This is a genomic window from Pseudomonas sp. H3_E07 (genome assembly GCF_054668895.1).
Map to the genome: position 1 here is coordinate 4,624,305 of NZ_CP162795.1, position 24,939 is coordinate 4,649,243.

Genomic DNA, 24,939 nt, shown 5'->3' on the forward strand with positions numbered 1-24,939 from the left:
GATGAAAACCTTGCGCATCGGTTCCGGCGCCGGCTATTCCGGCGACCGTATCGAACCTGCCGTGGAACTGGCCGAACAGGGCGACCTGGATTACCTGGTGTTCGAGTGCCTGGCCGAAAGAACGATTGCCTTGGCGCAACAGGCGCGGATCAACGATCCAGACGGTGGCTACGATCCGCTGCTGAGTGAACGCATGCGCCGCGTGCTGCCCTTTGTTGGCGAAAAGGACGGCCGCCGTCGCTTGCGGGTGATCACTAATATGGGCGCGGCCAATCCGGTGTCGGCCGCCAGTGAGGTGCGTCGAATAGCTAAGAAACTGAGCCTTGATCTGAAGGTGGTTGCGGTCGTCGGCGATGATGTGTTGAAGGCGTTGCGGCCCGAGTGTTTGCTGGATAACGGCCAGACCGTCGAGTCCCTTGGCGAGCGGCTGATTTCCGCGAATGCCTATTTGGGCGTCGACGGCATTCTGCAGGCGCTGCGCGCGGATGCGGACGTGGTAATCACCGGGCGCGTGGCTGACCCTTCGCTGTTCCTGGCACCGCAGATGTTTGAATTCGGTTGGGCCGCGGACGATTGGCAGCGCCTGGGGCGTGGCACGTTGGTGGGGCATTTGCTTGAATGCGCCGGGCAAGTCAGCGGTGGCTATTTTGCAGACCCTGGCTTCAAGGATGTGGAGGACCTGGCGCGCCTGGGTTTCCCCCTGGCCGAGATTGACGCAGAGGGTGAAGCCTTGATTACCAAGGTGGCCGGATCCGGCGGGCGGGTCAGCGGGGCAACCTGCACTGAGCAGCTTATCTATGAAGTGCATGACCCGGCGGCGTACCTCACGCCTGACGTGACGGCCGATTTCTCTCGAGTGGGCTTTGTTGAGGAAAGTATTGATCGCGTGCGTGCCCAAGGTGCGGACGGCCGTGCACGCCCCGAAAAGTTGAAGGTCAGCGTCGGCTATCTGGACGGTTGGATTGGTGAGGGGCAGATGTCCTACGGCGGTCCCGGTGCTGTCGCACGGGCGCAGCTGGCGCGGGATGTCGTCCTCAAGCGGCTTGAGTTAATGGGCGTGAAGATGCAGGACGTGCGTGCCGAACTGATCGGCATGGACTCGCTCCACGGCCCACGCAGCACGGTCGAGCCCTGGGAAGTACGCCTGCGCGTGGCAGCGCGCTGTGACGATCGCGGCGAGGCGGTGCGGGTGGGCAATGAAGTGGAAACCCTTTACACCAACGGCCCGTCGGGCGGCGGCGGCGCGAGCAAAAGCGTACGTCAGGTGGTGGCGGTGGCGTCGTTGTTGCTACCGCGCGATAAGGTCAATCCGAGGATCGAAGCATGAAATTGCACACGCTGGCCCATTCCCGTACTGGGGATAAGGGCGATACGTCGAATATCTCGATCATTGCCTACCGTGCCGAGGATTACCCACTGCTGTGCGAACAGTTGACGGCCGAGCGCGTGGCCGAGTTTTTCGCGGGGTTGCGGGAGCCTGGGGCGGCGCCTGTGCGGCGCTATGAATTGCCGAACGTGCAGGCCCTGAACTTCGTACTGCCGGGCATCCTGCGCGGTGGGGTCACCCGTTCGCTGGCGCTGGATGCCCATGGCAAGTGCCTGGGCTCGGCGTTACTCGATCTTGATTTGGCAAGACTGAACTAAATGTGGAAGCGGCGTAAGCCTGTCAGACCGCAGCGAAGCGCTTGTCCAGATAATCAATGATCACCTTGGAGTCATACATCCAGGTGGTCTGGCCATTCTCTTCGATACGCAGGCACGGCACCTTGATCTTGCCACCTTGCTCCAGCAGGGTCTGGCGGGCCTGTTCGTTGTTCTTCGCATCTTTCAGCGCGACGGGCACATTCAGGCGGTGCAAGGTGCGGCGGGTCTTCACACAGAACGGGCAGGCGTGGAACTGATACAGGGTCAGTTCCTTGGCCGCTGCGTTCACCTGTGCCTGTTGCTCGGCGGAACGCTGTTTTTTGCGAGGGCGGGTAAGAAAGTCGCCCGCGATGATGACGTGGCCGAGGCCCACTCGAAGTGCTTTGACGAACATGGCTGAAACCTCTTGCCCATGAAGAAGGGGCCGCAGCTTACCTCAATTTTGCGGGCGAAAAAAAACCGGCGATGAACGCCGGCTTTTTCGTACTCAGCCTGTTACTTGATCAGGCTGAGGAATTCGCTGCGGGTGGCCGCGTTTTCGCGGAATTCACCCAGCATCACCGACGTGATCATCGACGAATTCTGTTTCTCCACACCGCGCATCATCATGCACATGTGCTTGGCTTCGATCACCACGGCCACGCCCAGGGCACCGGTCACTTGCAACACGGCATCGGCGATCTGGCGGCTAAGGTTTTCCTGGATCTGCAGGCGGCGGGCATACATGTCGACAATCCGCGCAACCTTTGACAGGCCCAGCACCTTGCCGCTTGGGATATAGGCTACGTGCGCCTTGCCGATGAACGGCAGCAGGTGGTGTTCGCACAGCGAGTACAACTCGATGTCCTTGACCAGCACCATTTCGCTGTTGTCAGAGCTGAACAAGGCACCGTTGGTGACTTCTTCCAGTGTCTGCTCATAACCGCGGCAGAGGTACTGCATCGCCTTGGCGGCACGCTTTGGCGTGTCGAGCAGGCCCTCGCGGGAAACGTCCTCGCCGAGTTGGCCGAGGATCGCCGTGTAATTCTGTTCCAGGGACATGAAACTACCTGTGGGATTTTCGCAAAGCGCAAGGTTACGGTGACGGGCACATCGCTGCAAGCCTGACGATGGCACTTGTTACTCGTCGCGCCCTTCCATCATGGTGCGTTTGAGCATGACATACACTGCCCCCGCGCCGCCGTGGCGGGCTTGGCATGAGGTAAAGCCGAGCACCTGGGCATGCTGGCGCAGCCAGGTGTTGACGTGGCTTTTGATCATCGGCCGCTTGCCGTCCAGCCGCACGGCCTTGCCGTGGGTGACGCGTACACAGCGGATTTCGAATCGGGTGGCTTCGGCGAGGAAGGCCCACAGGGTTTCCCGGGCTTTCTCCACGCTCATGCCATGCAGGTCGAGGCTGCCTTCGAACGGGATCTGGGCGGCCTTGAGCTTGCGCATCTGGCTTTCCTGCACGCCATCACGGGCCCACATCAGCTCATCTTCGGGGCCGACATCGATGACGAACTGGTCCGACAGGCCATCCACGGTGGTGGCCTCGGTGCGCACAGTCGCGGCCTGGCGCAGTTTGGCGATCTGCGCCCGGTCGGCCTTGGGTTTGCCGGTGTCGGCGCGGTCGTGCTTGATCGGCTTGACGCCGCGCAGCTCGTTTTTGAACAGGGAAAAATCGTCGTCTTGCATGTTGGCCTCCGCGAAGGGCGGGCAGTTTACCTAAATCGCGGCGGCCAGGGCGCAGGAAACGCTATCCAAGCGCCATCAGTCGTGCTTTTTCATCAGGTGTGAAGCGATATTCAGCGACAACGGCTGACGCATTTTCCGACGGCTGCGTCGCCATAACCATACGCCCAACCACAGCACCAACAGCCCGATCGCCAACAGAATCGCCGAGCCACCTGGGCTGGCATTCAGCTCGCCGAGCGCGGGCGAGTGACCAAACAGACCCGCGCCACCAGCGCCGGCCAACAGCAAACCAACTATCGCCAGCAGCGCGGCAATGCCGGCCACCAGGCGCAGACGCCAGTTGCTCGGGCCCTTGGGGCGCAAGCGACGAGCATCAAAACCATCGGATATCTTCATTCCGACCTTTCCTCCAGGGTATCGGCCCTTCGACCGGACAATACACAGGTTGTTCCGGGGGGAGGGGTAAATGCGCCAAATGAAAGGGCTTTGCGGATGAGCGGGGCAATAAACATTGCCGCGCCGCTCATCAGAAGGTCGATCAGATCAGATCTTTGGTCAACGCCAGGGTGGCGAAGTTGTCGGCCATGATGGCCATTTCAGTCTGCTGCACGTGTTCGGCGCTGAGGATGCCGCCTTTGTAAGGCAGGTCGCGGGTCGCGCAGGCGTCTTCCACCAGGGTGCAGCGAAAGCCCAGGTTCTTGGCCGCGCGCACCGTGGTGCTGACGCTGGAGTGGCTCATGAAGCCGCAAACGATCAAGTCCAGGGAACCGAGGTCCTGCAAGTGTTTTTCCAGGCCTGTGCCGTGAAAGGCGCTGGGCAGCAGCTTGCCGATGATGGTTTCGTCGCCTTCAGGCTCAAGGCCGGGAATGAATTCGCCGCGCTCACCCTGCGGGTCGAACAGGCCGCCAACGGTACCTAGGTGACGGACATGCACGATCGGCCGCCCGGCGTTGCGTGCGGCTGACACAAGTTGCTTGATGTTGCCGACAGCCGCGTCCATGCCCGAGAGGGCGAGGGGGCCGCTGAGGTATTCCTTCTGGGCGTCGATGATCACGAGGGTCGCATGGCTGAGGTTCGCCGCTGCGTAACCACGACCGCTGAGTTGAAACATCGTCTTTGGAACGGACATTCTGGGGCTCCTGTGAGGGGGGCTTTTGCGACATTGTCCACTGGCTGAGCGGTTCTGTGAATCGCTACCATCGTAAGGTACGCCGTTGTTGGCGTGCAGCCATGTCAAGAGGTGGGCCTGTTTACCACAATGATGGCAATTTGGATGAAATCCGACGGATGGCGACGGGTTTCCGTACATCGTCGGTACAGGTGAAGGCTGTTAGAATCGCCAGTCGTTTTTTCCAGGAGCTTGCCCCCGTGACCACTTCTTCCCGCCTGCGCACCTTGCGCGACCATATCCGTTGGGCTGTCAGCCGTTTCCATGGGGAAGACCTGTATTTTGGCCATGGCACCGACAATGCCTGGGACGATGCCCGGCAACTGGTGCTCGGTGCGTTGCACTTGCCGTGGGAAATCGCCGACAGCTACCTCGACTGCAACCTGGAAGAAGAGGAAATTGCCCACCTGCAACGCTTGCTGCACCGCCGCATCCACGAACGCGTGCCGACGCCTTATCTGATTGGGGAGGCCTGGTTCTGCGGCATGTCGTTTATCGTCGATGAGCGCGTGCTGATCCCGCGCTCACCGATTGGCGAACTGATCGAAAACCGCTTCGAACCCTGGTTGGCCCAGCCACCGGCACGCATCCTCGACCTGTGCACCGGCTCCGGTTGCATCGGCATTGCCTGCGCTTATGAGTTCCAGGACGCCGAAGTAGTGCTGGGGGATTTGTCCTTCGAAGCCTTGGAAGTGGCCAACCAGAACATCGAGCGCCATGGTGTCGACGAGCGTGTCTACACCGTGCAGGGTGACGGTTTTGACGGCCTGCCGGGCCAGCGCTTTGACTTGATCGTGTCCAACCCGCCGTATGTGGATGCCGAAGACTTCGCCGACATGCCCGACGAATACCAGCACGAACCGGAACTGGGCCTGGCGTGTGGCGACGATGGCCTGAACCTGGTGCGGCGCATGCTGGCCGAAGCGGCGGACCACCTGACCGAGAAGGGCCTGCTGATTGTTGAAGTGGGCAACAGCCAGGTGCACGTCGAGGCGCTGTACCCGGAAGTGGATTTTGCCTGGCTTGATTTCCAGCGCGGTGGGCATGGGGTGTTTATGTTGACGGCGGAGCAGTGCCGCCAGCATCAGGCAGTATTTGCCGCCAAGGTTTAACGGTAGGAACGCGGTCAGTGTGGGCGCTGGCTTGCCTGCGATAGCGGTGTATCAGTAGCAGATGTGGGCGCTGACCTACTGCTATCGCAGTCAAGCGAGCTCCCACATTTGATTGCGTTTGCGGCCACTAACGGTGCGTCGCAATCCAGATCAACAACCCGGCCTGAAACACCGTAAACGCCACCAGGCAAGTGATGGTAAAGCGCAACCCGCTGTCCTCGCGCTTGAACTTGATCACCTTTTCCTCTTCCTTGCGCAGCTTCACTTCCTGTTCCGCCAGGTTCTGCTCGGCTTGTTGCAGCATCTGCGCCGCTTCCAGAATCTCCACGAATTGCACTTTTTCCGTGTTCCAACTGTCCAGCACGTTGCTGACCTTGCCCGGCTGAACGTTACCTTTCAGGTGCTGCACATCGGCGTAGGCCACATCAAAGCCCTGGATGCGCAGGAAGTGATCGCGGCGCAGGCGGGTGGCTTCGTTCAGCGCATCTTTGTTGGCCAGGTCGACGCCGTCGACGCGATAGTGCGACCACTTCTTTTTCGCCCACGCTGCGCCTTGGGCGACGAGGAAGCGGCCCAAGCCACGGTTGGCCGGCTCGATTTCCAGGCTGTTACCAGGGCCAAAGTGCACGCGATGCGTATCGTGGTCGACCCAGATATCCAGCTGATTCTGTTCACGGCGCACGCGTTGGCCGGGCAACTGGATGACCATGCGCAGCAGGCTACGGTGTTTGTCATGGCGCTCGGCATAGCCGAACTGCACGAACCGCAACGGCCGCACGCCCGTGGCGCGGTCGGTGGCCAGGGGCGCCAGGCGCAGCATCTTGAAATGCTCGGCCTGCGCGTCTGCCCACGGCAGGGGCGCCACGTTGACGGCCTCGGTTTGTTCAGCCGGGGTGTCGGCGGTGGATTCCGGTGTTGCTTCAGTGGTTGTCATGCGGCGCGATCCTGTCCAAGCCCAGCTAGCCGACAGTCTTTTTACTGTCGACTCTGGGCTTATCGGCCGTTTTCCTCAGGACTGGAGGCAAATTGTCGCTTAACGGGGTTGAAGTCCGTCGATAAAGCGCACCAGGCGGTTGCCTAGCTCGGCGGCGAGGGGCCGTTGCGGGTCGTTGTAGGAGGCCAATTGCTGCTTCACGTCGTTGGGCACGATACGCATCACGTGGTTCATGCCCTCGATCACTGCAAGCTGCGCGTCGGGCTTGGCGTTTTTCAGTTGCTGAGCGTCGCCCACGCCGACCTGAATATCGTGGGTGCCCTGGATGATCAGTGCCGGCATGTTCAACTTTGCAAAGGCGGCCGACGGATGGGCACGGAACAGGCTGATCAGATACGGCTGCACACTGGGTCGGAAAATGCCTTCCAGCGGGCCAGGCACATCCGCATCCACTTGGCCGGCCTTGAGGTGATCAAGAATTTGGTTGCTGCGCAGCAGCAGGGCAGGGGGCAGGTGATCGGCCAACTGTTGGCGGATGACTTGATCAACCGGGCGCGCGCTACCGGACAGCGAGACCACGCCCGCCGGGTCCAGTTGCGGCGCGGCGAGGGCCGCCACCAGCGCACCTTCGCTATGACCCAGCACAATCAGCGGGCCCAGGCGTTTGTCAGCCTTGAGCAGTTTGCCCCAGGCCACGGCGTCTGCGACGTAAGCGTCCAGGGTCAGGTTGCGTTCATCGGGGGTGGCCGCCAGGCTGGCCGCGACCCCGCGCTTGTCGTAGCGCACGCTGGCGATGTTATGTCGCGCCAGCACCCAGGCCAGGCGCTTGAGGCTGTCGTTGCGTGCGCCGTCGGCGCTGTTGCCGTTGCGGTCGGTGGGGCCGGAGCCGGCGATGATCAGCACCACCGGTACGGGTTCTTCGGATTTAGGCAGCAAAAGCGAACCAAACAGCTCGCCGCTGCCCGTGTCCAGGCTGATAGGCCGTTGCAGCACCACAGGGGAGGCGGCGAAGCCAAGGCTGGAAAACAGGGTGAGGGTCAAAAGCAGTACTCGCAGCATCATCGCGCCATCATGAGGAAGGTGCCGGTTGGACCAAGGTCTACCGCTAAGGTTTCGAGGATGAACTACTCGGTTAGCCTGCGTATACTGGCCGCCTTAAGTTATTACGGTTGACTTGATTCAACTGATTTCACGGAGCGCCCTGCATGTCCGGCAATACCTTCGGCAAGCTGTTCACTGTCACCACCGCGGGCGAAAGCCATGGCCCGGCGTTGGTCGCCATTGTCGACGGCTGCCCGCCCGGCCTCGAGCTGTCCCTGGAAGACCTGCAGCGTGACCTCGACCGCCGCAAGCCCGGCACCAGCCGCCACACCACCCAGCGCCAGGAGCCCGACGAAGTCGAAATTCTCTCCGGCGTATTCGAAGGCCGCACCACTGGCTGTGCCATCGGCCTGTTGATCCGCAACACCGACCAAAAGTCCAAGGACTACTCGGCGATCAAGGACCTGTTCCGTCCGGCCCACGCCGACTACACCTACCACCACAAATACGGCGAACGCGATTACCGTGGCGGCGGCCGCAGCTCGGCCCGCGAAACCGCGATGCGCGTGGCGGCAGGTGCCATTGCCAAGAAATACCTGGCCACCCAGGGCATCGTGATCCGCGGCTACATGAGCCAACTGGGCCCGATTGAAATCCCGTTCAAGACCTGGGACAGCGTGGACGACAACGCTTTCTTCAGCCCCGACCCGGACAAGGTGCCTGAATTGGAAGCCTATATGGACCAGTTGCGCCGCGACCAGGACTCCGTCGGTGCCAAGATCACCGTGGTCGCCGAAGGCGTGAAACCCGGTCTGGGCGAACCGATCTTCGACCGCCTCGACGCTGAACTGGCCCATGCGCTGATGAGCATCAACGCGGTGAAAGGCGTGGAAATTGGCGCCGGCTTTGCCTGTGTGTCCCAGCGCGGCACCGAACACCGCGACGAGCTGACCCCGGAAGGTTTCCTCAGCAACAACGCGGGCGGCATCTTGGGTGGTATTTCCTCCGGCCAGCCGATTGTGGCGCACCTGGCGCTCAAGGCGACGTCGAGCATCACCACGCCGGGCCGTTCGATCGATGTGCACGGCAACCCGGTGGACGTGATCACCAAGGGGCGCCACGATCCTTGCGTCGGCATCCGTGCTACGCCGATCGCTGAAGCAATGATGGCCATCGTGTTGATGGACCACCTGCTGCGCAACCGTGGGCAGAATGCCGATGTTCGTGTGAGTACGCCGGTGCTGGGCCAGCTGTGACAACCTGCTGGAAAGAGCCAGCGTGCTGTGGTGAGCGAGCTGGCTCGCGCTGGGCGGCGAAGCAGCCGCAGTCATGACCCCGGCCCTCCCATACTGGCGCCTCTCCAGCTTCTATCTGTTCTACTTCGCCCTTCTGGGGGCGACGGCGCCATTCCTGGCGCTGTACTTCGACCACCTGGGCTTCTCCAGCGCGCGCATTGGCGAGCTGGTGGCCATCCCCATGCTGATGCGCTGCGTGGCGCCCAATCTGTGGGGCTGGCTGGGTGACTACACCGGCCGGCGCCTGGCCATCGTGCGCTTCGGCGCGGTGTGCACCCTGGCGAGTTTTTCGCTGATCTTCATCAGCCACACGTATGCCTGGCTCGCGCTGGTCATGGCCCTGCACGCGTTCTTCTGGCACGCGGTGCTGCCGCAGTTCGAAGTGATCACCCTCGCGCACCTGCAAAAACAGACCTCGCGCTATAGCCAGATCCGCCTGTGGGGCTCCATCGGCTTCATTCTCACCGTGGTGATCATGGGCCGCCTGTTCGACTGGCTGAGCTTGGACATCTACCCAGTGGTAGTCGTGGTGATCATGGCCGGCATCATCGGCGCCAGCGTGTGGGTGCCGAATGCGCAACCTGCCAGTCACGGCAATCGTCTGGCGGGCGAGGGCTTTCTCAAACAATTGCGGAGCCCCGGCGTTCTGGCGTTTTATGCCTGCGTGGCGCTGATGCAAATGAGTCATGGCCCGTATTACACCTTTCTCACCCTGCACCTCGAACATCTGGGCTACAGCCGTGGTGTGATCGGCATGCTGTGGGCGTTGGGCGTGGTGGCTGAAGTGCTGATGTTCCTTGCCATGAGCCGCATCCTCTCGCGCTTTTCGGTACGCCGGGTGCTGCTGGCGAGTTTCCTGTTGGCGGCGCTACGCTGGCTGCTGCTGGGCTCGTTTGCCGAGTTTTTCTGGGTGCTGTTGCTGGCGCAGGTGATGCACGCCGCGACCTTCGGCAGCTTTCATGCGGCGGCGATTGCCTTCGTGCAGCGCAGTTTTGGCGACAGGCAACAAGGTCAGGGCCAGGCGCTGTATGCAGCGTTGGCCGGCACCGGTGGCGCATTGGGCGCCCTGTATTCCGGCTATAGCTGGAACCTGTTGGGGCCGACCCTGACCTTCAGCATCGCCAGCGTCGCCGCCCTGGCGGCCGCCGTTATTATCGGTTTTCGATTGCAAGAGCAGAACCAAGGAACCCTTCAATGAGTTATGTCGCTGTCTACTCCGTCGCTACATCGGATACGCCGAACAAGGTCCTGACCCATTTCGATGACATCGCCGCCACCTTGGCCGAGCATGGTGTGCGTTTCGAGCGCTGGCAGCCCGGCCCGGTCGAGAAGGGCGCCAGCGATGCCGAGCTGATCGCCGCCTGTCAGGCGCATATCGATACCCTCGGCTACCGTGCTGTCGAGGTGCTGAGGGACGCCGGTGATCAGGCGCAGAACGCCGAATTACGTGGGCAATTTCTCGACGAGCGCCGCTACAGCGAAGACGACGCGCGGTTTTTCCTCGCCGGCCAGGGCCTGTTCACGCTGCACATTGGCGACTACGTATACGCCGTACGCTGTGAGAAAAACGACCTGCTGGTAATCCCGGCCGGTATGGCGCACTGGTTTGACGCGGGCGAGCACCCGCACTTTGTGGCGTTGCGTTTATTCAATACAGCGGAGGGCGGGATTCCGGAGTTCACGGGTGACGATATTGCCCGGCGTTTTCCCGGATTGGATGATTAATCGCGAGCCATCAGAAACTTCAACCCCCGTACGTTGGAAGTTGTTGTGGGAAGAAACTTAAGATCGTGTAGGGCCTTGCTGTTTATTCTGGGGGCCACGCTTTAATCCCACGCCTTATGTAACTCTCTTCGGCAAGCACGTTTATATCATCCGTCAATAGGAGGAATCCGAAGGGTGATAGGACGTCCGCCAATAAAAAAGGAGAGAAACTAATGAGAGGCCCAAGTAAATCGTTAGCGGCCCCGTATTTGGTGCCCAACGCAGTCAGGCGGCGTATTAATCTGGCGGGCAAGCGCTTGACGCCCACGGAGCTGGAAATACTGCGCTGGGCCTCGGAAGGCAAGACGGTGTGGGAGATCAGCCAGATACGCGCCACGTCTGAAGCCACGGTGAAATTCCATCTGCGCAATATCTACGGCAAGTTGGAAGTCAGTAACCGTGTCCAGGCGATGAACGAAGCGGCGCGCAAGGGGCTTTGCTGAAGGCATCAAAAAAAGGGCCGCGACACCCTGGGTGTCGCGGCCCTTTTCTGTATCGGCTGCTTAAGCCGAGTGGTAAGTCGGCAGGGCAAAGCGGTTCTGGCTTTGCAGCATCGAAATTTGGGGCAGGTCGCTGGCTTGTTCAGCCAGGTCGCGGCGGATGGCGCTGATCACCCAAGTCAACTGGTCGGCAGTATGCAACTGCTGGTAGGAGATCGAACGCTTGACCTGCTTGCCTTCGCTGTTACGCAGGGTCAACAGGATGCCACCGTCGGGACGTGGCTGAGTGGTGACGTCGTAGTTGGAAAATACTGAAGCGAATTTATCTTGGATCAGGCTCATGTCTATCAGCTCCGTTGGCTCAAGTTGGCAAGCATGGAGTGATAGGTGCAGTGATTGTGCCAGCTATTGATTTTATAAAATGTCGTTATAAATCAATAAGATACAAAAAGTGTAAATTTTCGATTTCGTGCAATTTGCATGAATGGCCATCATGCATCCTGCATTTTGCGTGGCTCGACACGGCTGGACGGACGCGCCATTACCCTTAAAGACTGCGCCCGCGTTGCGAAATTCCTTTTTCCATCGGTCGTTCATCGGGATACAAAACTTTTCAAATCCTGCGTGTACAGCCCAAGAGAGGCTGACGTACTTTCCTGCAAGGTTTACTAAGAATAAGAAAAAGGACGTTCCCATGAACCATTCGCCAAACGACATGATTACCTGGGGCATGATGCTGCGTAAGGTGCCCGCTATTGTCCGCGCCCTGCCACGGGTAGTGCGCGGCATGCGTGCCGCCAACGTCACCGACCCTCAGCAACCCTGCGGCCTGGGCTGGCACTTCGAGCAAGCCACCCTGCGCAATCCGGATGGCGCCGCGTTGTTGTACGCCGACCGCGTACTCAGCTACACCGAAGTCAACCAGTCGGCCAACCGTATCGCCCACCACTTGCATGCTCAGGGCATCCGTAAGGGCGATGTGGTGGCGATGTTCATCGAAAACCGTCCCGAGTTGCTGCTGAATGTGCTGGCCGTCGCCAAGTTGGGCGGTATCTGCGCCATGCTCAATACGGCGCAGACCCAGGCGGCGCTGGTGCACAGCCTGAACCTGGTGAGCCCGGCGGCGATCGTGGTGGGCGCGGAATTGGTGGCTGCCTACGAGGCCGTACGCAATCAAGTGGCGATTCCCGCCGAGCGCACCTGGTTTGTCGCTGATCAACAGGCCAGCGCGCTGCCTGACGGGTACTCCGACTTGATGGCCGCCAGCACCGAAGCCCCGGTGGATAACCCGCCGAGCAGCGCGCAGATCTTCTTCAACGACCCCTGCTTCTATATCTACACCTCCGGCACGACGGGCCTGCCCAAGGCCGGCATCATGAAACATGGCCGCTGGACCAAGACCGCCGTCAGTTTTGGCAGCATCGCTCTGGACATGGGCCCGGACGATGTCCTCTATTGCACCTTGCCGCTGTACCACGCCACCGGTCTCTGTGTGTGCTGGGGCTCGGCGATTATCGGGGCGTCGGGGTTTGCCATCCGGCGCAAGTTCAGTGCCAGCCAATTCTGGGATGACGCTCGACGGTTCAAGGCGACCACCCTGGGTTATGTCGGCGAATTGTGCCGTTACCTGCTTGATCAACCTACCAACGTCAGCGACCGCGATCATCGTGTGACCAAGATGGTCGGCAATGGCCTGCGTCCCGGCGTGTGGGCGCAGTTCAAGGCGCGGTACGGCGTTGAGCATGTCTGCGAGTTGTATGCGGCCAGCGACGGCAACATCGGCTTCACCAACATATTGAATTTCGACAACACCGTCGGCTTTTGCCTGCAGCATTGGGCGCTGGTGGACTACGCCCATGACAGCGGCGAGCCGGTTCGTGGCAGCGATGGCTTCATGCTTAAAGTGAAGACCGGCGGGCAAGGTCTATTGCTGGCCAGGATCGATGAAAAGTCGCCCTATGACGGCTACACCGACCCGGAAAAGAACCGTAAGGTGATCCTCACCGACGTGTTCGAGAAGGGCGATCGCTACTTCAATACCGGTGATCTGGTGCGCAGCATCGGCTTCGGTCATGCGCAATTCGTCGACCGCTTGGGGGATACCTATCGCTGGAAGGGCGAAAACGTCTCCACCACCGAAGTGGAGAACGTGCTGCTGCAACACCCGCAGATCGCTGAAGTGGTGGCCTACGGTGTCGAAATCGAAAACACCAATGGCCGCGCCGGGATGGTTGCCATCACCCCGAGTGAGTCGCTGGCCTCGTTGGATATGCGTGAGTTACTGCAATTTGCCCACGGCCAGTTGCCACACTACGCGGTGCCGCTGTTCCTGCGCATCAAGGTCAAAATGGAGACCACCGGTACGTTCAAATACCAGAAGGTGAAGCTCAAGGAAGAGGCGTTCGACCCGGAGAAGGCGGGCAATGACCCGGTCTACGCCTGGTTGCCCGGTTCGGACTGCTATGTGCCGGTCACTGGGCAGCTGTTGGCGCAGATCCAGGCCGGACACTTTCGTTATTAAGCCGCGCGATTGAATATGCCTATGGAGGCTTTTGACAAAAAAGCCATGACAGGTGGGAACTCCCTCGCGACACTGGGCGCCATATAGAGGACCAGACAAGGAGCCCCACATGTCAGACCAAGCCAAACAAATGACCGATGACGAAGCCGCAGAATTTGCCGAGCAGGTGTTCGACGTCGCCCGCAAAGGCGACGCCGCCATGCTTGCCGCGCTGCTGGCCAAGGGTTTGCCAGCCAACTTTCGTAATCACAATGGCGACACCTTGCTGATGCTTGCGGCCTATCACGGTCATGCCGACGCGGTAAAAGTGCTGCTGGAATTCAAGGCTGACCCGCTGATTGCCAACGACAAGAACCAGCTGCCGATTGCCGGTGCTGCTTTCAAGGGCAACCTGGAGGTGGTCAAGGCACTGATCGAAGGCGGTGCGCCAGTGGACGCGTCTTCCTCCGATGGCCGTACGGCACTGATGATGGCCGCGATGTTCAATCGCGTGGAAATGCTCGACTACCTGCTCGGCCAGGGCGCCGATCCCAAGGCCACTGATGCACAGGGCGCAACCGCGTTGGCGGCGGCACACACCATGGGCGCAGTGGATACGGCGGCGAAGTTGCAAAAACTGGTGTAGGTCGAGGAAGGCGAATCACGGGTTACAGTAGCTTGGCCCAAACATACCAAGTGAATACACCGGTAATTTGCAGCCTTGAAAAACAGTAGTAAGCGATAAGCCAGCGTTTCAAAACAATAGGGATCGCGGCGAGCTCCTCTTCGGTGATCTCGCCGCGTTTGACGTAAAGGTCCCGTTGCTGGAGAAACGTCCTCCTCTCCAGCGTACCGTTCTTGAATCGTTGGTGACGTTGTTCAATCTCGCTCAGTGCCTGCTTTACTTCGTCCACATGCTGTGCCCACGCGGAGGTCGTGCTGCCTACGCCCAGGGAGCCATACCCCAACCAACTCTGAAGCACGTCATAGTGACCAATGACTACCGTTCCCGCCGAAGCATCTTGGTCCAACCTGGGCCGTATCTCCTGTACGTGGCGCATCAGCCACGCATCATCGGCAGTACAGGCCACACCATATTCTTGCGGAATTAGCACCCTCTGACCTGGCGTGACCAAGCCATGACGCAGGTGCAGGTTCAGTGCATCGAACTTTTCACTCAACGCTCGACTTGATCCGGGTAACAAGCGCGACTTCAAACTGAGCAAATCGGTGGTGTACTGATTGATATACGCTTGGGCCATGCGCTCTGTCCTTAGAGGAACAAACAGGGTCACGGACTATAAGTAGCTGAAGGCGCCATAAATCAGCGTGATGGAATTTCGGAATTGGACTACGCATGCACCTGAGCAGGTCCTACAATTGCGCGAAGTTGTTGTACAGGGTAGCCGGTGTTATCTTCCCGGCCCCAATTCAGCCCGCTACAGGACCACGCCCATGAAAACCGCCCTCGTCGAACTCATCAGCAAAATCAGCGCCGGCGTCATGAGCGAGGACGAAGTGGCGCGCATTGCCGATGAAGCGGCCCAGGCCTACGCGGACCCGGCGGCGTTTCTGGCGGCCAACCCGGATATCAACTACGACGACAGCTTCCCGATTCCGTTGGGGGAATGGATCGTGGTCGGCAGCCTGCCAGACACCGTGCTGTTCCAGGCCGATACCTACGGCGACCTGTTCGCGCAGATCGTCGCGTCGTTCGGCCCAGGCGTGGCGTTCAACCTCAAACCCAAGCAACTGGCCAAGACCGAAGACCTCACGGCGTTGAACCGCATCCAGATCCAGATGAGTGCCCTGAGTCCGGAAGACGGTGGCTATGTGCTGCTTAACTTCAGCCAACTGCTGGATGACGAGATCCAGGCCGTGCTGGTCTACGGCAACGACCTGCCGCGGGTGCTGGAGTTGTGCGCCGAACTGGGCATCAAGGGCGAGCCGTCCCTGGAAGCGCTGAAGATCGCCGTTCACGTCTGAAATAAAACGGAACCCCCACCAGGGCTGGCTATCCTACAAGTGCATGCCCTCACTTTAGGAGCGACACCATGGGTTCCACTTTTAATGGCTTGATCGGGCTGATCATCCTGGCGCTGGATATCTGGGCGATCATCAACGTATTCAAAAGCGGCGCGAGCACGGGCGCCAAGGTGCTGTGGATTTTGCTGATCCTACTGCTGCCGGTGCTGGGGCTGATCATCTGGGCGATTGCCGGGCCGCGGGGCAATGTGCGGATTTGATTATCCGATAGATCTAGACTGAGCACCGTTCGTGTGGGAGCAAGCCAGCTCCCACATTGGTTTGCGTACACCCATTAGATTTGTGTATCGAAATATTCGTTGCACGGAATTTTCACATCCCATCCAAGACAATTCGCCGGCTTCATTTCCCTGCCAGGGGCTCTAATCCCAGTGCCACTCAAGGCGGGGCAGGGGTGCGCGTTCAGTAATTAATAGCCTTGCTGCCGTTGATCGGGCACCATTTGCGCCACTGCACTACTTCGTCACTTAAACTTCCAATGGGTCCTAAAACGACATGGCAAACCCGGACGCCCTGAATCAGCAGCGAGCTTCTAATCGCCTGCTGCAACCAACCGTCAAATCCCATCTGGCGTACACACTGCTCTGTGCACTGGTCATGATGGTGATGTTCTCCCTGCTGCGCCTCGCGCTGCTGGTGTACAACCGCGAGATGATCCTCGACACGCCGGCCTCGACCTTCCTGGAAGCGTTCGGCAATGGCACGCGCCTGGACATCCGCTTCGTGATGTACGCGTTGATCCCGCTGCTGCTGGCACTGTTCAGCGTCCGCGCCATGGCCGCGCGTGGGTTCTTCCGTCTGTGGCTGACCGTCGTGTCCAGCATTGCCCTGTTCCTGGGCCTGATGGAAATGGACTTCTACCGCGAATTCCACCAGCGCCTCAACGGTTTGGTCTTCCAGTACGTGAAGGAAGACCCGAGTACCGTGATGAGCATGCTCTGGTACGGTTTCCCTGTGGTGCGCTACCTGCTGGCCTGGGCCGTGGGTACGCTGATCCTGAGCATGGCCTTTACAGGTGCCGATCGCGCAACGCGCCCGCGCGGCCCGTTCAGCGGTGGCAGCATCGGCACCCGGCAGGTAGCGCCGTGGTACACCCGCATCGCGGTGTTTGTGGTCTGCCTGCTGATCGCCGTGGTCGCCATTCGTGGCACCCTGCGCCAGGGCCCGCCGCTGCGTTGGGGTGACGTGTACACCACCGACTCGAACTTCGCCAACCAGCTGGGTCTCAATGGCACGCTGTCGTTGATCGGCGCGGCCAAGGCACGTTTCTCCGAGCACCGTGACAACACTTGGAAGGCCACACTGGAGCAGCCGCTGGCGACCCAGACCGTGCGTGACATGCTGGTGCTGCCGACAGAAAAACTGGTGGATACCGACACCGCCGCCGTGCGCCGTGAGTTCACCCCGCCGGCCGAGAAAACCCTGCCAATCAAGAACGTCGTCGTGATCCTGATGGAAAGCTTCGCCGGTCATTCGGTCGGTGCGCTGGGCCGTCCGGGCAATATCACGCCGTACTTCGACAAACTGTCCAAGGAAGGCCTGCTGTTCGACCGCTTCTTCTCCAACGGCACGCACACCCACCAAGGGATGTTCGCCACCATGGCGTGCTTCCCGAACCTGCCGGCGTTCGAATACCTGATGCAGACCCCGGAAGGCAGCCACAAGCTGTCGGGCCTGCCGCAGTTGCTCAGCGCGCGCAAGTTTGACGACGTGTACGTCTACAACGGTGATTTTGCCTGGGACAACCAGTCAGGCTTCTTCAGCAACCAGGGCATGACCAACTTCATCGGTCGTAACGACTTCGTCGACCCGGTGTTCTCCGATCCGACGTGGGGCGTGTCCGACCAGGACATGTTCAACCGTGGTCTGGAAGAATTGAAAGCCCGTGAAGGCGGCAAGCCGTTCTATGCCCTGCTGCAAACCCTGTCCAACCACACGCCGTATGCGTTGCCGACACCATTGCCGGTGGAAAAGGTCACGGGCCGTGGCAGCCTCGACGAACATTTGACGGCGATGCGCTACTCCGACTGGGCCCTGGGCCAGTTCTTTGAAAAGGCCCGCAAGGAGCCGTACTTCAAGGAAACCCTGTTTGTGATTGTCGGCGACCACGGTTTCGGTAACGAGCAACAGATTACTGAAATGGACCTGGGCCGCTTCAACGTGCCGATGCTGATGATCGCACCGGGCATACAGGAGAAGTTCGGCGAGCGTGACCACACCGTGGGGACCCAGATCGACATCGTGCCGACCATCATGGGCCGTCTCGGTGGCGAAACCCTGCACCAGTGCTGGGGCCGCGACCTGTTGAACCTGCCGGAAGGCGACAAGGGCTTCGGCGTGATCAAACCGTCGGGTAGCGACCAGACCGTGGCGCTGCTGACGGGCGACCGCGTGCTGGTATTGCCTAAGGAAATGCCGCCTAAGCTGTGGTCGTACGAACTGGGCGCCGAGCCGAGTGGTAAGGTCATTTCCGAATCGCCAGACGAGGCCGCACTGAAGCAGAAGCTTGAATCGTTCCTGCAGACAGCGACCAAGAGCCTGTTGGATAACACCGCAGGGGTGGTAGACGGTAAGCCGGACTAATCGACCGGCAATAAAAAAGAGGCCTTCAAGAAGGCCTCTTTTTTTGCCCGGCGTTTATATTTTGCCGAGCAACAACAACACCAGCAGCACGACCAGGACCACGCCCAGGATGCCCGATGGGCCATAACCCCAGCTACGCGAGTGCGGGAACACCGGCAGGCCGCCCACCAGCAGGAGGATAAGGATAATGATCAGAATAAGGCTCATGGTTTTTTTCCTTGTAGGCCTTCTTTAAAGACCGGTTGTTTAAAAAGTAGGCCCGACTTAAAACCGACTTAAATACGGACGCCTTAATAACTCCGACTGCACCTCTTCGTGGAAAATTCCCTGTTTTTTTAAAGCATTTTGCAGTGGCGCTTATTTCTTTTACTGCGTGAACACTTTCTTCTGCTTAGTTGAAAAAGATTGAACTTAGGCTACGCCTCGCTATCCGACCGAGCCCGCGGTTTGCCAGGGCTATTCATCACTCTGATGGTGGATGGGTGTGGGAAAAACCTTCGCTACACTGCCGGTTACTTCTTCCGTGAACCACAAGGCATACTTCCTATGCAAAATCGCATGATGATCACTGGTGCCGGGTCGGGCCTGGGCCGCGAAATCGCTCTGCGCTGGGCCCGTGAAGGGTGGCAGTTGGCCTTGTCGGACGTCAGCGAACCGGGCCTGCAAGAAACCCTCAAGCGTGTACGCGAGAGCGGTGGCGACGGTTTTATCCAACGCTGCGATGTACGCGACTACAGCCAGCTCACCGCATTTGCCCAGGCGTGCGAAGTGAAGCTGGGTGGCATCGATGTGATCGTCAATAATGCCGGTGTGGCCTCGGGCGGGTTCTTCGCCGAACTGTCCCTGGAAGACTGGGACTGGCAGATCGCAATCAACCTGATGGGTGTGGTCAAGGGGTGCAAGGCGTTCCTGCCGCTGCTGGAAAAGAGCAAGGGCCGCATTATCAACATCGCGTCGATGGCTGCGCTGATGCAGGGCCCTGCGATGAGCAACTACAACGTGGCCAAGGCCGGCGTGGTGGCGCTGTCGGAAAGCCTGCTGGTGGAACTCAAGCAGCAGGAAGTCGGCGTGCACGTGGTGTGCCCATCGTTCTTCCAGACCAACCTGCTCGACTCGTTCCGTGGGCCAACCCCGGCGATGAAGGCCCAAGTGGGCAAGTTGCTTGAGAGCTCGCCGATCTCGGCGGCGGATATTGCCGATTACATCTACCAGCGCGTCGCGGAAGGCGAGTTCATGATCCTGCCCCACGAACAGGGGCGGATGGCGTGGGCGTTGAAGCAGAAGAACCCGCAGCTGCTCTATGACGAGATGACCACCATGGCCGACAAAATGCGCGCCAAAGCGCAGGCGGCCAAGGGCTGATCAGGCGCTAGTATGTCAGGCAATTTACCTGTCTTTGTAGGTGCTGCCTGTTTTCGCCGCGAGCCATTGCTGCGACCCATCCCCTGCGCGCATGGTCAAGGTCCTTTCACTATTAAAAGGACAACCGCCATGTTGGTCTTAAGCCGCGCTGTAGGCGAAGTCATCTCCATCGGCGATGACATCGCCGTACATATCCTTGAGTTGAACGGTAAACAGGTCAAGTTCGGTGTGGAAGCACCGGCCGGGGTGCATGTTCATCGCGCGGAGGTGTACCAGAAAATCCTTGAGCGCCAAGACGCCAGACACCCTCCAGTGCCTGTGCCCAACCCCTGAAACCCCGGTCAGTCGAACAGATGCTTGGGCACATCGTGCTTGAGCATCAACTGGCACTGCTCGCTTTCCGGGTCGAATACGATCAGCGCCTGGCCCTTGGTCAGCGCCTGGCGTACGCGCAGCACGCGGGTTTCCAGGGGCGTGTCGTCGCCATTGTCGGTGCCGTCACGGGTGACGAAGTCTTCGATCAGGCGGGTCAGGGTGTCGACTTCAAGTGCGTCGTAGGGAATCAGCATACAAGCCTCGGGTAATGGATCCCGGCGATGCTACTGCGCCGGGACCCCAGTTGCCAGCCTCAGGACTTGTTGCCCACCAGGCTGTCTACCGACGGCACACGTGTGTCGCTCTCCATCTGCGTCTCGTGCTCGATCTGATGACTGAACCGATCCAGGGAACCCTGGGCCGGTTGTGCATCGCTGGCGAACACCGGCGGGCTGAGAATGTAAGCGCCCAGCAAGCGACTCAGGGCCGCGAGGCTATCGATGTGGGTACGTTCGTAGCCGTGGGTCGCATCACAACCGAATGCCAACAAGGCAGTGCGGATATCGTGGCCGGCAGTGACCGCCGAATGCGCATCGCTGAAGTAATAGCGGAAGAGGTCGCGGCGTACTGGCAGTTCATTGTCCGACGCCAGACGCAGCAGATGCCGTGACAGGTGATAGTCATACGGCCCGCCGGAATCCTGCATCGCCACGCTCACCGCGTGCTCGCTGGAGTGCTGGCCGGGGGCGACGGGGGCGATATCGATGCCGACAAACTCACTGACGTCCCAGGGCAGAGCGGCCGCCGCGCCGCTGCCGGTCTCCTCGGTGATGGTGAACAGTGGATGGCAGTCGATGAGCAAGGGTTCGCCACTGTCGACGATGGCCTTGAGCGCAGCGAGGAGGGCGGCAACACCGGCTTTGTCATCCAGATGGCGGGCGCTGATGTGGCCGCTCTCAGTGAACTCCGGCAGTGGGTCGAAGGCCACATAATCGCCGATGCCAATCCCCAAAGAATCGCAATCGGCACGGGTCGCGCAGTAGGCGTCCAGGCGCAACTCCACGTGGTCCCAGCTCACCGGCATTTCGTCCACCGCGGTGTTGAACGCATGCCCGGACGCCATCAATGGCAACACACTGCCACGGATCACGCCGTTATCGGTAAACAGGCTGACACGGCTACCTTCGGCAAACCGGCTCGACCAGCAGCCCACTGGCGCCAGGCTCAGGCGGCCGTTGTCCTTGATCGCGCGCACGGCGGCGCCGATGGTGTCCAGATGCGCGGACACGGCGCGGTCGGGGCTGTTTTTCTGGCCTTTCAAGGTGGCGCGGATGGTGCCGCGCCGGGTCATTTCAAACGGGATACCCAGTTCTTCCAGACGCTCGGCGACGTAGCGCACGATGGTGTCGGTAAACCCGGTGGGGCTGGGAATGGCGAGCATTTCCAGCAGGACTTTTTGCAGGTAATTCAGATCCGGTTCGGGGATGGTTCGGCTCATAAAGACTCCTGGGGTTCGGATCGTTCAGCTATGGGGAAACAGCAAATCCACAAATTTCTCCGCGGTAGGCTGCGGTTCATGATTGGCCAGGCCGGCCCGTTCGTTGGCTTCGATAAACACGTACTCGGGTTGATCGGCGGCGGGCACCATCAGGTCGAGGCCCACCATGGGGATGTCCAGGGCGCGGGCGGCGCGCACGGCGGCGTCCACCAGCGTGGGGTGCAAGATGTCGGTGACGTCTTCCAGGCAGCCGCCGGTGTGCAGGTTGGCGGTGCGGCGCACGGCCAGGGTCTGGCCACGGGGCAGGATGCTGCTGTAGTCGAAACCGGCGGCTTGCAAGGTGCGTTCGGTCTCGCCATCCAGGGGGATTTTGCTTTCGCCGTCGGTGGCAGCCTGGCGGCGACGGCTTTGGGCTTCGATCAACGCGCCGATGGAGTGATGGCCGTCGCCGGTCACCTCAGCAGGACGACGGATCGCCGCGGCGACCACCTCGAAACCGATCACCAGAATGCGCAGGTCCAGACCTTCGTGAAAGCTCTCCAGCAACACACGGCTGTCGAACTGGCGCGCGGTTTCAATCGCCTGTTGCACCTCTTCGATGCTCTGCAAATCCACCGCCACGCCCTGGCCTTGCTCGCCATCCAGCGGCTTGACGACGATGCGCTGGTGTTCATCGAGGAAGTCCAGGTTGTCATCGGCGCTGCCTGCCAATTGCTGCGACGGCAGCTTCAAACCGGCGGCTTTCAACACTTTATGGGTCAGGCTTTTGTCCTGGCACAGGGTCATGCTGATGGCACTGGTCAAATCGCTCAAGGATTCACGGCAACGCACGCGACGCCCACCGTGGCTCAAGGTAAATAACCCGGCATCCGCATCATCCACCTGTACGTCAATACCACGCCGGTGGGCCTCCTCGACAATGATCCGCGCATAGGGATTGAACCCCGCCTGCGGGCCCGGGCCGAGGAACAACGGCTGGTTGATGCCGTTCTTGCGCTTGATCGCAAAGGTGGTCAGCGCACGGAAGCCGAGCTTGGCGTAGAGGTTCTTGGCCTGACGGTTGTCGTGCAGCACCGACAGATCCAGGTAACTCAGGCCACGGCTCATGAAGTGTTCCACCAAATGGCGCACCAACACTTCACCCACGCCGGGCCGGGTGCATTGCGGGTCGACCGCCAGGCACCACAGGCTGCAACCGTTTTCCGGGTCGTGAAAAGCCTTCTGGTGATTGAGGCCCATTACGCTGCCGATCACGGCGCCGCTGTCTTCATCCTCGGCCAGCCAATACACCGGGCCACCTTGGTGGCGTGGGGTGAGGCGTTCGGCGTCGACGGGCAACATGCCGCGCCCTTGATACAACTGATTCACTGCCAGCCAATCCGCCTCGGACTGCACCCGGCGAATGCGGAAACCGCGAAATACCCGAGTCGCTGGGCGATAGTCGCTGAACCACAGGCGCAAGGTATCAGACGGATCAAGGAACAACTGCTGCGGATCAATCCCCAATATCTGCTGGGGCGCGGCCACGTAGAGCGCGATATCCCTTTCGCCAGCCTGCTCGTTGAGCAACTCCTGGGCGAGGCTGGCGGGGTCTGGAAATGTATGACCGATCAACAATCGGCCCCAACCGCAATGCACGGCAATCGGTTCGGCCGCCAAGGGGCTACCATCTTCGGCCAGGCGCGCTTGCAGGCGCTCGTAAGTGGGCGCCTGGCCTTTGAGCAAGCGTTGGCTGTAAGCCGCTGCGTGGGGTTTCATTGATCAGATTCCTTGTTCGCTGAGCCACAGGTTCAGCGCCGCCAGTTGCCACAGCTTGGAGCCGCGCAGCGGGGTCAGTTGGCCTTGCGGGTCGGTGAGCAAGCGGTCGAGCATGGTCGGGTTGAACAGGCCGCGATCCTGGCTCGGGTCGAGCAGCAGTTCACGCACCCAGTTCAGGGTATCGCCCTGCAAATGCTTGAGGCCCGGCACCGGGAAGTAGCCTTTCTTGCGGTCGATGACTTCGCTCGGAATCACGCGGCGCGCGGCCTCCTTCAAGACTTGCTTGCCGCCGTCGGGCAGTTTGAACTGGCCGGGCACGCGGGCCGAGAGTTCGACCAGGCGGTAATCGAGAAACGGCGTACGTGCTTCCAGGCCCCAGGCCATGGTCATGTTGTCGACGCGTTTGACCGGGTCATCTACCAGCATCACCGTGCTGTCCAGGCGCAGAGCCTTGTCCACGGCGGCGTCGGCGCCGGGCATGGCGAAATGTTCGCGCACGAAGTCGCCGGCGGCATCATTGGCGGTCAGCCATTTCGGCGCGACAGTGGCCGCGTAATCGTCGTAACTGCGGTCGAAAAACGCGTCGCGGTAAGCGGCATAGGGATCGCTCGCGCCGTCCACCTGCGGGTACCAGTGGTAACCGGCGAACAGTTCATCTGCGCCCTGGCCGCTCTGCACCACTTTGCAATGCTTGGCCACTTCCCGCGACAGCAGGTAGAAGGCGATGCAATCGTGGCTGACCATCGGCTCGCTCATGGCACGGAACGCCGCCGGCAATTGCTCGATGATCTCGCTTTCGGCGATGCGTAACTGGTGGTGGCGGGTGCCATAGTGCTTGGCGATCAGGTCGGAGTACTGGAACTCGTTCCCGGCCTCGCCGCCGGCGTCTTCAAAACCGATGGAAAATGTCGACAGATCCTGTACGCCCACTTCCCGCAGCAGGCCGACGAGCATGCTTGAGTCGACGCCACCGGAAAGCAGCACGCCCACATCCACCGCCGCGCGTTGGCGAATGGCCACGGCTTCGCGCGTGCTGTCGAGGACGCGGTCGGTCCAGTCTTCCAGGGTCAGGTTTTTTTCATCTTCATGTGGGCCGTAGGGCAGGGTCCACCAGGTTTTCTGTTCTGTCTTGCCGCTGGCGTCGATGCGCATCCAGCTCGCTGGCGGCAGTTTTTCAATGCCCGCCAGCAAGGTACGCGGCGCAGGCACCACGGCATGGAAATTCAGATAGTGATTGAGGGCGACCGGATCGAGGATCGGGTTGATATCACCGCCCTTGAGCAGCGCCGGCAATGCCGAGGCGAAGCGCAGGCGCTGGCCGGTGCGCGACAGGTACAAGGGCTTCACCCCAAGGCGGTCGCGGGCAATAAACAGGCGCTGGGCATCACGTTCCCAGATGGCAAAGGCAAACATGCCATTGAGCTTGGGCAGCAGCGCCTCGCCCCAGGCGTGATAACCCTTGAGGAGGACTTCGGTGTCACCACCGGAATAGAAGGCGTAGCCCAAGGCTTCCAGCTCTTGACGCAATTCCGGGAAGTTATAGATCGCGCCGTTGAAGGCCAGGCTGAGGCCGAGCTGCGAATCGACCATCGGTTGGGCTGAGCCGTCCGAAAGGTCCATGATTTTCAGGCGGCGGTGGCCCAAGGCAATCGGCCCTTGGGCATGAAAGCCCCAGGCATCAGGGCCGCGTGGGGCCAAGTGATGGGTGATGCGCTCAATCGCAGCCAGGTCGGCAGGTTGGGCATCGAAACGTAATTCTCCAGCTAATCCGCACATAAATTCCTTACCGGTTTTTCCGTTGG

At 60.4% G+C, this 24,939-nt stretch carries 28 protein-coding genes; 14 read left to right on the top strand and 14 right to left on the bottom strand.

Features of this window, described 5'->3' with window-relative positions; translation table 11 throughout:
• Window position 1 precedes the first annotated feature (1 nt).
• Together AB4O08_RS21215 and AB4O08_RS21220 are read left to right on the top strand one after the other, a co-directional pair.
• Window positions 2-1,327, top strand: coding sequence for an acyclic terpene utilization AtuA family protein (locus AB4O08_RS21215; protein WP_154846756.1), 1,326 nt, complete (start codon window positions 2-4; stop codon window positions 1,325-1,327).
• Entirely contained in the window at window positions 1,324-1,644 is a 321-nt protein-coding gene (locus AB4O08_RS21220) for an AtuA-related protein (RefSeq protein ID WP_010208852.1), read from the top strand. Before AB4O08_RS21215 ends, AB4O08_RS21220 begins: the two co-directional genes overlap by 4 nt.
• 22 nt (window positions 1,645-1,666) lie before the next feature.
• Here AB4O08_RS21220 and AB4O08_RS21225 read toward each other — a convergent pair whose 3' ends face one another.
• The 5 genes from AB4O08_RS21225 to AB4O08_RS21245 all read right to left on the bottom strand — a co-directional run bounded on the left by AB4O08_RS21225 (window position 1,667) and on the right by AB4O08_RS21245 (window position 4,450).
• Window positions 1,667-2,038 carry a glutathione S-transferase N-terminal domain-containing protein gene (locus AB4O08_RS21225; protein ID WP_010208853.1) on the bottom strand — a complete coding sequence of 124 codons (372 nt, stop codon included), beginning with the start codon at window positions 2,036-2,038 and terminating at the stop codon, window positions 1,667-1,669.
• A 101-nt stretch (window positions 2,039-2,139) separates the two neighbouring features.
• On the bottom strand, window positions 2,140-2,685 hold the full coding sequence (gene folE, locus AB4O08_RS21230) for a GTP cyclohydrolase I FolE (RefSeq protein ID WP_003236739.1): 546 nt from the start codon (window positions 2,683-2,685) through the stop codon (window positions 2,140-2,142).
• Between the two features lie 78 nt (window positions 2,686-2,763).
• Window positions 2,764-3,321, bottom strand: a complete 558-nt coding sequence (locus AB4O08_RS21235; protein WP_042571845.1) for a Smr/MutS family protein — start codon at window positions 3,319-3,321, stop codon at window positions 2,764-2,766.
• 75 nt (window positions 3,322-3,396) lie between these two features.
• Window positions 3,397-3,717, bottom strand: coding sequence for a hypothetical protein (locus tag AB4O08_RS21240; RefSeq protein ID WP_010208859.1), 321 nt, complete (start codon window positions 3,715-3,717; stop codon window positions 3,397-3,399).
• A 142-nt stretch (window positions 3,718-3,859) separates the two neighbouring features.
• Window positions 3,860-4,450 carry a cysteine hydrolase family protein gene (locus AB4O08_RS21245; RefSeq protein WP_010208860.1) on the bottom strand — a complete coding sequence of 197 codons (591 nt, stop codon included), beginning with the start codon at window positions 4,448-4,450 and terminating at the stop codon, window positions 3,860-3,862.
• 239 nt (window positions 4,451-4,689) lie between these two features.
• Between AB4O08_RS21245 and prmB the strand changes: the two genes are divergently transcribed.
• Window positions 4,690-5,601, top strand: a complete 912-nt coding sequence (gene prmB, locus AB4O08_RS21250; protein WP_042571844.1) for a 50S ribosomal protein L3 N(5)-glutamine methyltransferase — start codon at window positions 4,690-4,692, stop codon at window positions 5,599-5,601.
• A 127-nt stretch (window positions 5,602-5,728) separates the two neighbouring features.
• Here prmB and AB4O08_RS21255 read toward each other — a convergent pair whose 3' ends face one another.
• Both AB4O08_RS21255 and AB4O08_RS21260 read right to left on the bottom strand, forming a co-directional pair.
• Window positions 5,729-6,535: a hypothetical protein gene (locus AB4O08_RS21255; RefSeq protein WP_045791803.1), complete on the bottom strand. Its 807-nt coding sequence runs from the start codon at window positions 6,533-6,535 to the stop codon at window positions 5,729-5,731.
• A gap of 99 nt (window positions 6,536-6,634) precedes the next feature.
• A complete protein-coding gene (locus AB4O08_RS21260) occupies window positions 6,635-7,597 on the bottom strand; it encodes an alpha/beta hydrolase (RefSeq protein ID WP_176331982.1) in 963 nt (320 codons plus the stop codon).
• Between the two features lie 143 nt (window positions 7,598-7,740).
• Here AB4O08_RS21260 and aroC point away from each other — a divergent pair, with 143 nt between their 5' ends.
• The 4 genes from aroC to AB4O08_RS21280 all read left to right on the top strand — a co-directional run bounded on the left by aroC (window position 7,741) and on the right by AB4O08_RS21280 (window position 11,078).
• Window positions 7,741-8,832 (top strand): chorismate synthase, encoded by a 1,092-nt coding sequence (gene aroC / locus AB4O08_RS21265; RefSeq protein WP_010208866.1) that lies wholly within the window; start codon window positions 7,741-7,743, stop codon window positions 8,830-8,832.
• Window positions 8,833-8,905: 73 nt separating this feature from the next.
• Complete coding sequence (locus tag AB4O08_RS21270) at window positions 8,906-10,069, top strand: MFS transporter (RefSeq protein ID WP_010208867.1); 1,164 nt, start codon at window positions 8,906-8,908, stop codon at window positions 10,067-10,069.
• Window positions 10,066-10,596, top strand: a complete 531-nt coding sequence (locus AB4O08_RS21275; protein WP_010208868.1) for an acireductone dioxygenase — start codon at window positions 10,066-10,068, stop codon at window positions 10,594-10,596. Before AB4O08_RS21270 ends, AB4O08_RS21275 begins: the two co-directional genes overlap by 4 nt.
• Before the next feature lie 212 nt (window positions 10,597-10,808).
• On the top strand, window positions 10,809-11,078 hold the full coding sequence (locus AB4O08_RS21280) for a response regulator transcription factor (RefSeq protein WP_010208869.1): 270 nt from the start codon (window positions 10,809-10,811) through the stop codon (window positions 11,076-11,078).
• Between the two features lie 60 nt (window positions 11,079-11,138).
• Here the strand turns inward: AB4O08_RS21280 and AB4O08_RS21285 are convergent, their stop codons facing one another.
• Window positions 11,139-11,417, bottom strand: a complete 279-nt coding sequence (locus AB4O08_RS21285; protein WP_010208870.1) for a DUF3509 domain-containing protein — start codon at window positions 11,415-11,417, stop codon at window positions 11,139-11,141.
• 352 nt (window positions 11,418-11,769) lie between these two features.
• Here AB4O08_RS21285 and AB4O08_RS21290 point away from each other — a divergent pair, with 352 nt between their 5' ends.
• Together AB4O08_RS21290 and AB4O08_RS21295 are read left to right on the top strand one after the other, a co-directional pair.
• Complete coding sequence (locus tag AB4O08_RS21290) at window positions 11,770-13,596, top strand: long-chain-acyl-CoA synthetase (RefSeq protein ID WP_010208871.1); 1,827 nt, start codon at window positions 11,770-11,772, stop codon at window positions 13,594-13,596.
• A 109-nt stretch (window positions 13,597-13,705) separates the two neighbouring features.
• Window positions 13,706-14,221, top strand: a complete 516-nt coding sequence (locus tag AB4O08_RS21295) for an ankyrin repeat domain-containing protein (protein WP_021490800.1) — start codon at window positions 13,706-13,708, stop codon at window positions 14,219-14,221.
• A 22-nt stretch (window positions 14,222-14,243) separates the two neighbouring features.
• Here AB4O08_RS21295 and AB4O08_RS21300 read toward each other — a convergent pair whose 3' ends face one another.
• A complete protein-coding gene (locus AB4O08_RS21300; protein WP_050513948.1) occupies window positions 14,244-14,837 on the bottom strand; it encodes a hypothetical protein in 594 nt (197 codons plus the stop codon).
• Window positions 14,838-15,030: 193 nt separating this feature from the next.
• Here AB4O08_RS21300 and AB4O08_RS21305 point away from each other — a divergent pair, with 193 nt between their 5' ends.
• The 3 genes from AB4O08_RS21305 to AB4O08_RS21315 all read left to right on the top strand — a co-directional run bounded on the left by AB4O08_RS21305 (window position 15,031) and on the right by AB4O08_RS21315 (window position 18,204).
• Window positions 15,031-15,561, top strand: coding sequence for a hypothetical protein (locus tag AB4O08_RS21305; RefSeq protein ID WP_042571839.1), 531 nt, complete (start codon window positions 15,031-15,033; stop codon window positions 15,559-15,561).
• A gap of 68 nt (window positions 15,562-15,629) precedes the next feature.
• Entirely contained in the window at window positions 15,630-15,821 is a 192-nt protein-coding gene (locus AB4O08_RS21310; protein WP_003172956.1) for a PLDc N-terminal domain-containing protein, read from the top strand.
• Window positions 15,822-16,116: 295 nt separating this feature from the next.
• On the top strand, window positions 16,117-18,204 hold the full coding sequence (locus AB4O08_RS21315) for an LTA synthase family protein (RefSeq protein ID WP_010208877.1): 2,088 nt from the start codon (window positions 16,117-16,119) through the stop codon (window positions 18,202-18,204).
• 54 nt (window positions 18,205-18,258) lie between these two features.
• Here the strand turns inward: AB4O08_RS21315 and AB4O08_RS21320 are convergent, their stop codons facing one another.
• The gene (locus AB4O08_RS21320; protein WP_010208879.1) at window positions 18,259-18,411 is read right to left on the bottom strand and encodes a DUF3309 family protein; all 153 of its coding nucleotides are present in this window, start codon (window positions 18,409-18,411) and stop codon (window positions 18,259-18,261) included.
• A gap of 339 nt (window positions 18,412-18,750) precedes the next feature.
• Between AB4O08_RS21320 and AB4O08_RS21325 the strand changes: the two genes are divergently transcribed.
• Together AB4O08_RS21325 and csrA are read left to right on the top strand one after the other, a co-directional pair.
• Window positions 18,751-19,566, top strand: coding sequence for an SDR family oxidoreductase (locus AB4O08_RS21325; protein WP_010208880.1), 816 nt, complete (start codon window positions 18,751-18,753; stop codon window positions 19,564-19,566).
• 129 nt (window positions 19,567-19,695) lie between these two features.
• On the top strand, window positions 19,696-19,899 hold the full coding sequence (gene csrA / locus AB4O08_RS21330; protein ID WP_010208881.1) for a carbon storage regulator CsrA: 204 nt from the start codon (window positions 19,696-19,698) through the stop codon (window positions 19,897-19,899).
• An 8-nt stretch (window positions 19,900-19,907) separates the two neighbouring features.
• On the opposite strand, the gene AB4O08_RS21335 is transcribed toward csrA, so the two are convergent.
• From AB4O08_RS21335 to AB4O08_RS21350, 4 genes are read right to left on the bottom strand one after another with little or no spacing between them, the layout of a single operon-like run.
• Entirely contained in the window at window positions 19,908-20,135 is a 228-nt protein-coding gene (locus tag AB4O08_RS21335; RefSeq protein ID WP_003192759.1) for a YheU family protein, read from the bottom strand.
• Window positions 20,136-20,194: 59 nt separating this feature from the next.
• The gene (locus AB4O08_RS21340; RefSeq protein WP_010208883.1) at window positions 20,195-21,379 is read right to left on the bottom strand and encodes an osmoprotectant NAGGN system M42 family peptidase; all 1,185 of its coding nucleotides are present in this window, start codon (window positions 21,377-21,379) and stop codon (window positions 20,195-20,197) included.
• A gap of 24 nt (window positions 21,380-21,403) precedes the next feature.
• Entirely contained in the window at window positions 21,404-23,137 is a 1,734-nt protein-coding gene (ngg, locus tag AB4O08_RS21345; protein ID WP_010208885.1) for an N-acetylglutaminylglutamine synthetase, read from the bottom strand.
• Between the two features lie 3 nt (window positions 23,138-23,140).
• Complete coding sequence (locus tag AB4O08_RS21350) at window positions 23,141-24,913, bottom strand: N-acetylglutaminylglutamine amidotransferase (protein ID WP_010208886.1); 1,773 nt, start codon at window positions 24,911-24,913, stop codon at window positions 23,141-23,143.
• Window positions 24,914-24,939: the final 26 nt, after the last annotated feature.

Coding starts and splice junctions, on each gene's coding strand:
- ngg (WP_010208885.1), bottom strand. CDS start 23,137: ATGAAACCCCACGCAGCGGCTTACAGCCAACGCTTGCTCAAAGGCCAG.
- AB4O08_RS21220 (WP_010208852.1), top strand. CDS start 1,324: ATGAAATTGCACACGCTGGCCCATTCCCGTACTGGGGATAAGGGCGAT.
- AB4O08_RS21335 (WP_003192759.1), bottom strand. CDS start 20,135: ATGCTGATTCCCTACGACGCACTTGAAGTCGACACCCTGACCCGCCTG.
- folE (WP_003236739.1), bottom strand. CDS start 2,685: ATGTCCCTGGAACAGAATTACACGGCGATCCTCGGCCAACTCGGCGAG.
- AB4O08_RS21320 (WP_010208879.1), bottom strand. CDS start 18,411: ATGAGCCTTATTCTGATCATTATCCTTATCCTCCTGCTGGTGGGCGGC.
- AB4O08_RS21255 (WP_045791803.1), bottom strand. CDS start 6,535: ATGACAACCACTGAAGCAACACCGGAATCCACCGCCGACACCCCGGCT.
- csrA (WP_010208881.1), top strand. CDS start 19,696: ATGTTGGTCTTAAGCCGCGCTGTAGGCGAAGTCATCTCCATCGGCGAT.
- AB4O08_RS21315 (WP_010208877.1), top strand. CDS start 16,117: ATGGCAAACCCGGACGCCCTGAATCAGCAGCGAGCTTCTAATCGCCTG.
- AB4O08_RS21270 (WP_010208867.1), top strand. CDS start 8,906: ATGACCCCGGCCCTCCCATACTGGCGCCTCTCCAGCTTCTATCTGTTC.
- AB4O08_RS21245 (WP_010208860.1), bottom strand. CDS start 4,450: ATGTCCGTTCCAAAGACGATGTTTCAACTCAGCGGTCGTGGTTACGCA.
- AB4O08_RS21225 (WP_010208853.1), bottom strand. CDS start 2,038: ATGTTCGTCAAAGCACTTCGAGTGGGCCTCGGCCACGTCATCATCGCG.
- AB4O08_RS21310 (WP_003172956.1), top strand. CDS start 15,630: ATGGGTTCCACTTTTAATGGCTTGATCGGGCTGATCATCCTGGCGCTG.
- AB4O08_RS21295 (WP_021490800.1), top strand. CDS start 13,706: ATGTCAGACCAAGCCAAACAAATGACCGATGACGAAGCCGCAGAATTT.
- AB4O08_RS21305 (WP_042571839.1), top strand. CDS start 15,031: ATGAAAACCGCCCTCGTCGAACTCATCAGCAAAATCAGCGCCGGCGTC.
- AB4O08_RS21340 (WP_010208883.1), bottom strand. CDS start 21,379: ATGAGCCGAACCATCCCCGAACCGGATCTGAATTACCTGCAAAAAGTC.
- AB4O08_RS21275 (WP_010208868.1), top strand. CDS start 10,066: ATGAGTTATGTCGCTGTCTACTCCGTCGCTACATCGGATACGCCGAAC.
- AB4O08_RS21300 (WP_050513948.1), bottom strand. CDS start 14,837: ATGGCCCAAGCGTATATCAATCAGTACACCACCGATTTGCTCAGTTTG.
- AB4O08_RS21240 (WP_010208859.1), bottom strand. CDS start 3,717: ATGAAGATATCCGATGGTTTTGATGCTCGTCGCTTGCGCCCCAAGGGC.
- AB4O08_RS21285 (WP_010208870.1), bottom strand. CDS start 11,417: ATGAGCCTGATCCAAGATAAATTCGCTTCAGTATTTTCCAACTACGAC.
- AB4O08_RS21215 (WP_154846756.1), top strand. CDS start 2: ATGAAAACCTTGCGCATCGGTTCCGGCGCCGGCTATTCCGGCGACCGT.
- AB4O08_RS21280 (WP_010208869.1), top strand. CDS start 10,809: ATGAGAGGCCCAAGTAAATCGTTAGCGGCCCCGTATTTGGTGCCCAAC.
- aroC (WP_010208866.1), top strand. CDS start 7,741: ATGTCCGGCAATACCTTCGGCAAGCTGTTCACTGTCACCACCGCGGGC.
- AB4O08_RS21325 (WP_010208880.1), top strand. CDS start 18,751: ATGCAAAATCGCATGATGATCACTGGTGCCGGGTCGGGCCTGGGCCGC.
- AB4O08_RS21260 (WP_176331982.1), bottom strand. CDS start 7,597: ATGATGCTGCGAGTACTGCTTTTGACCCTCACCCTGTTTTCCAGCCTT.
- AB4O08_RS21350 (WP_010208886.1), bottom strand. CDS start 24,913: ATGTGCGGATTAGCTGGAGAATTACGTTTCGATGCCCAACCTGCCGAC.
- AB4O08_RS21235 (WP_042571845.1), bottom strand. CDS start 3,321: ATGCAAGACGACGATTTTTCCCTGTTCAAAAACGAGCTGCGCGGCGTC.
- AB4O08_RS21290 (WP_010208871.1), top strand. CDS start 11,770: ATGAACCATTCGCCAAACGACATGATTACCTGGGGCATGATGCTGCGT.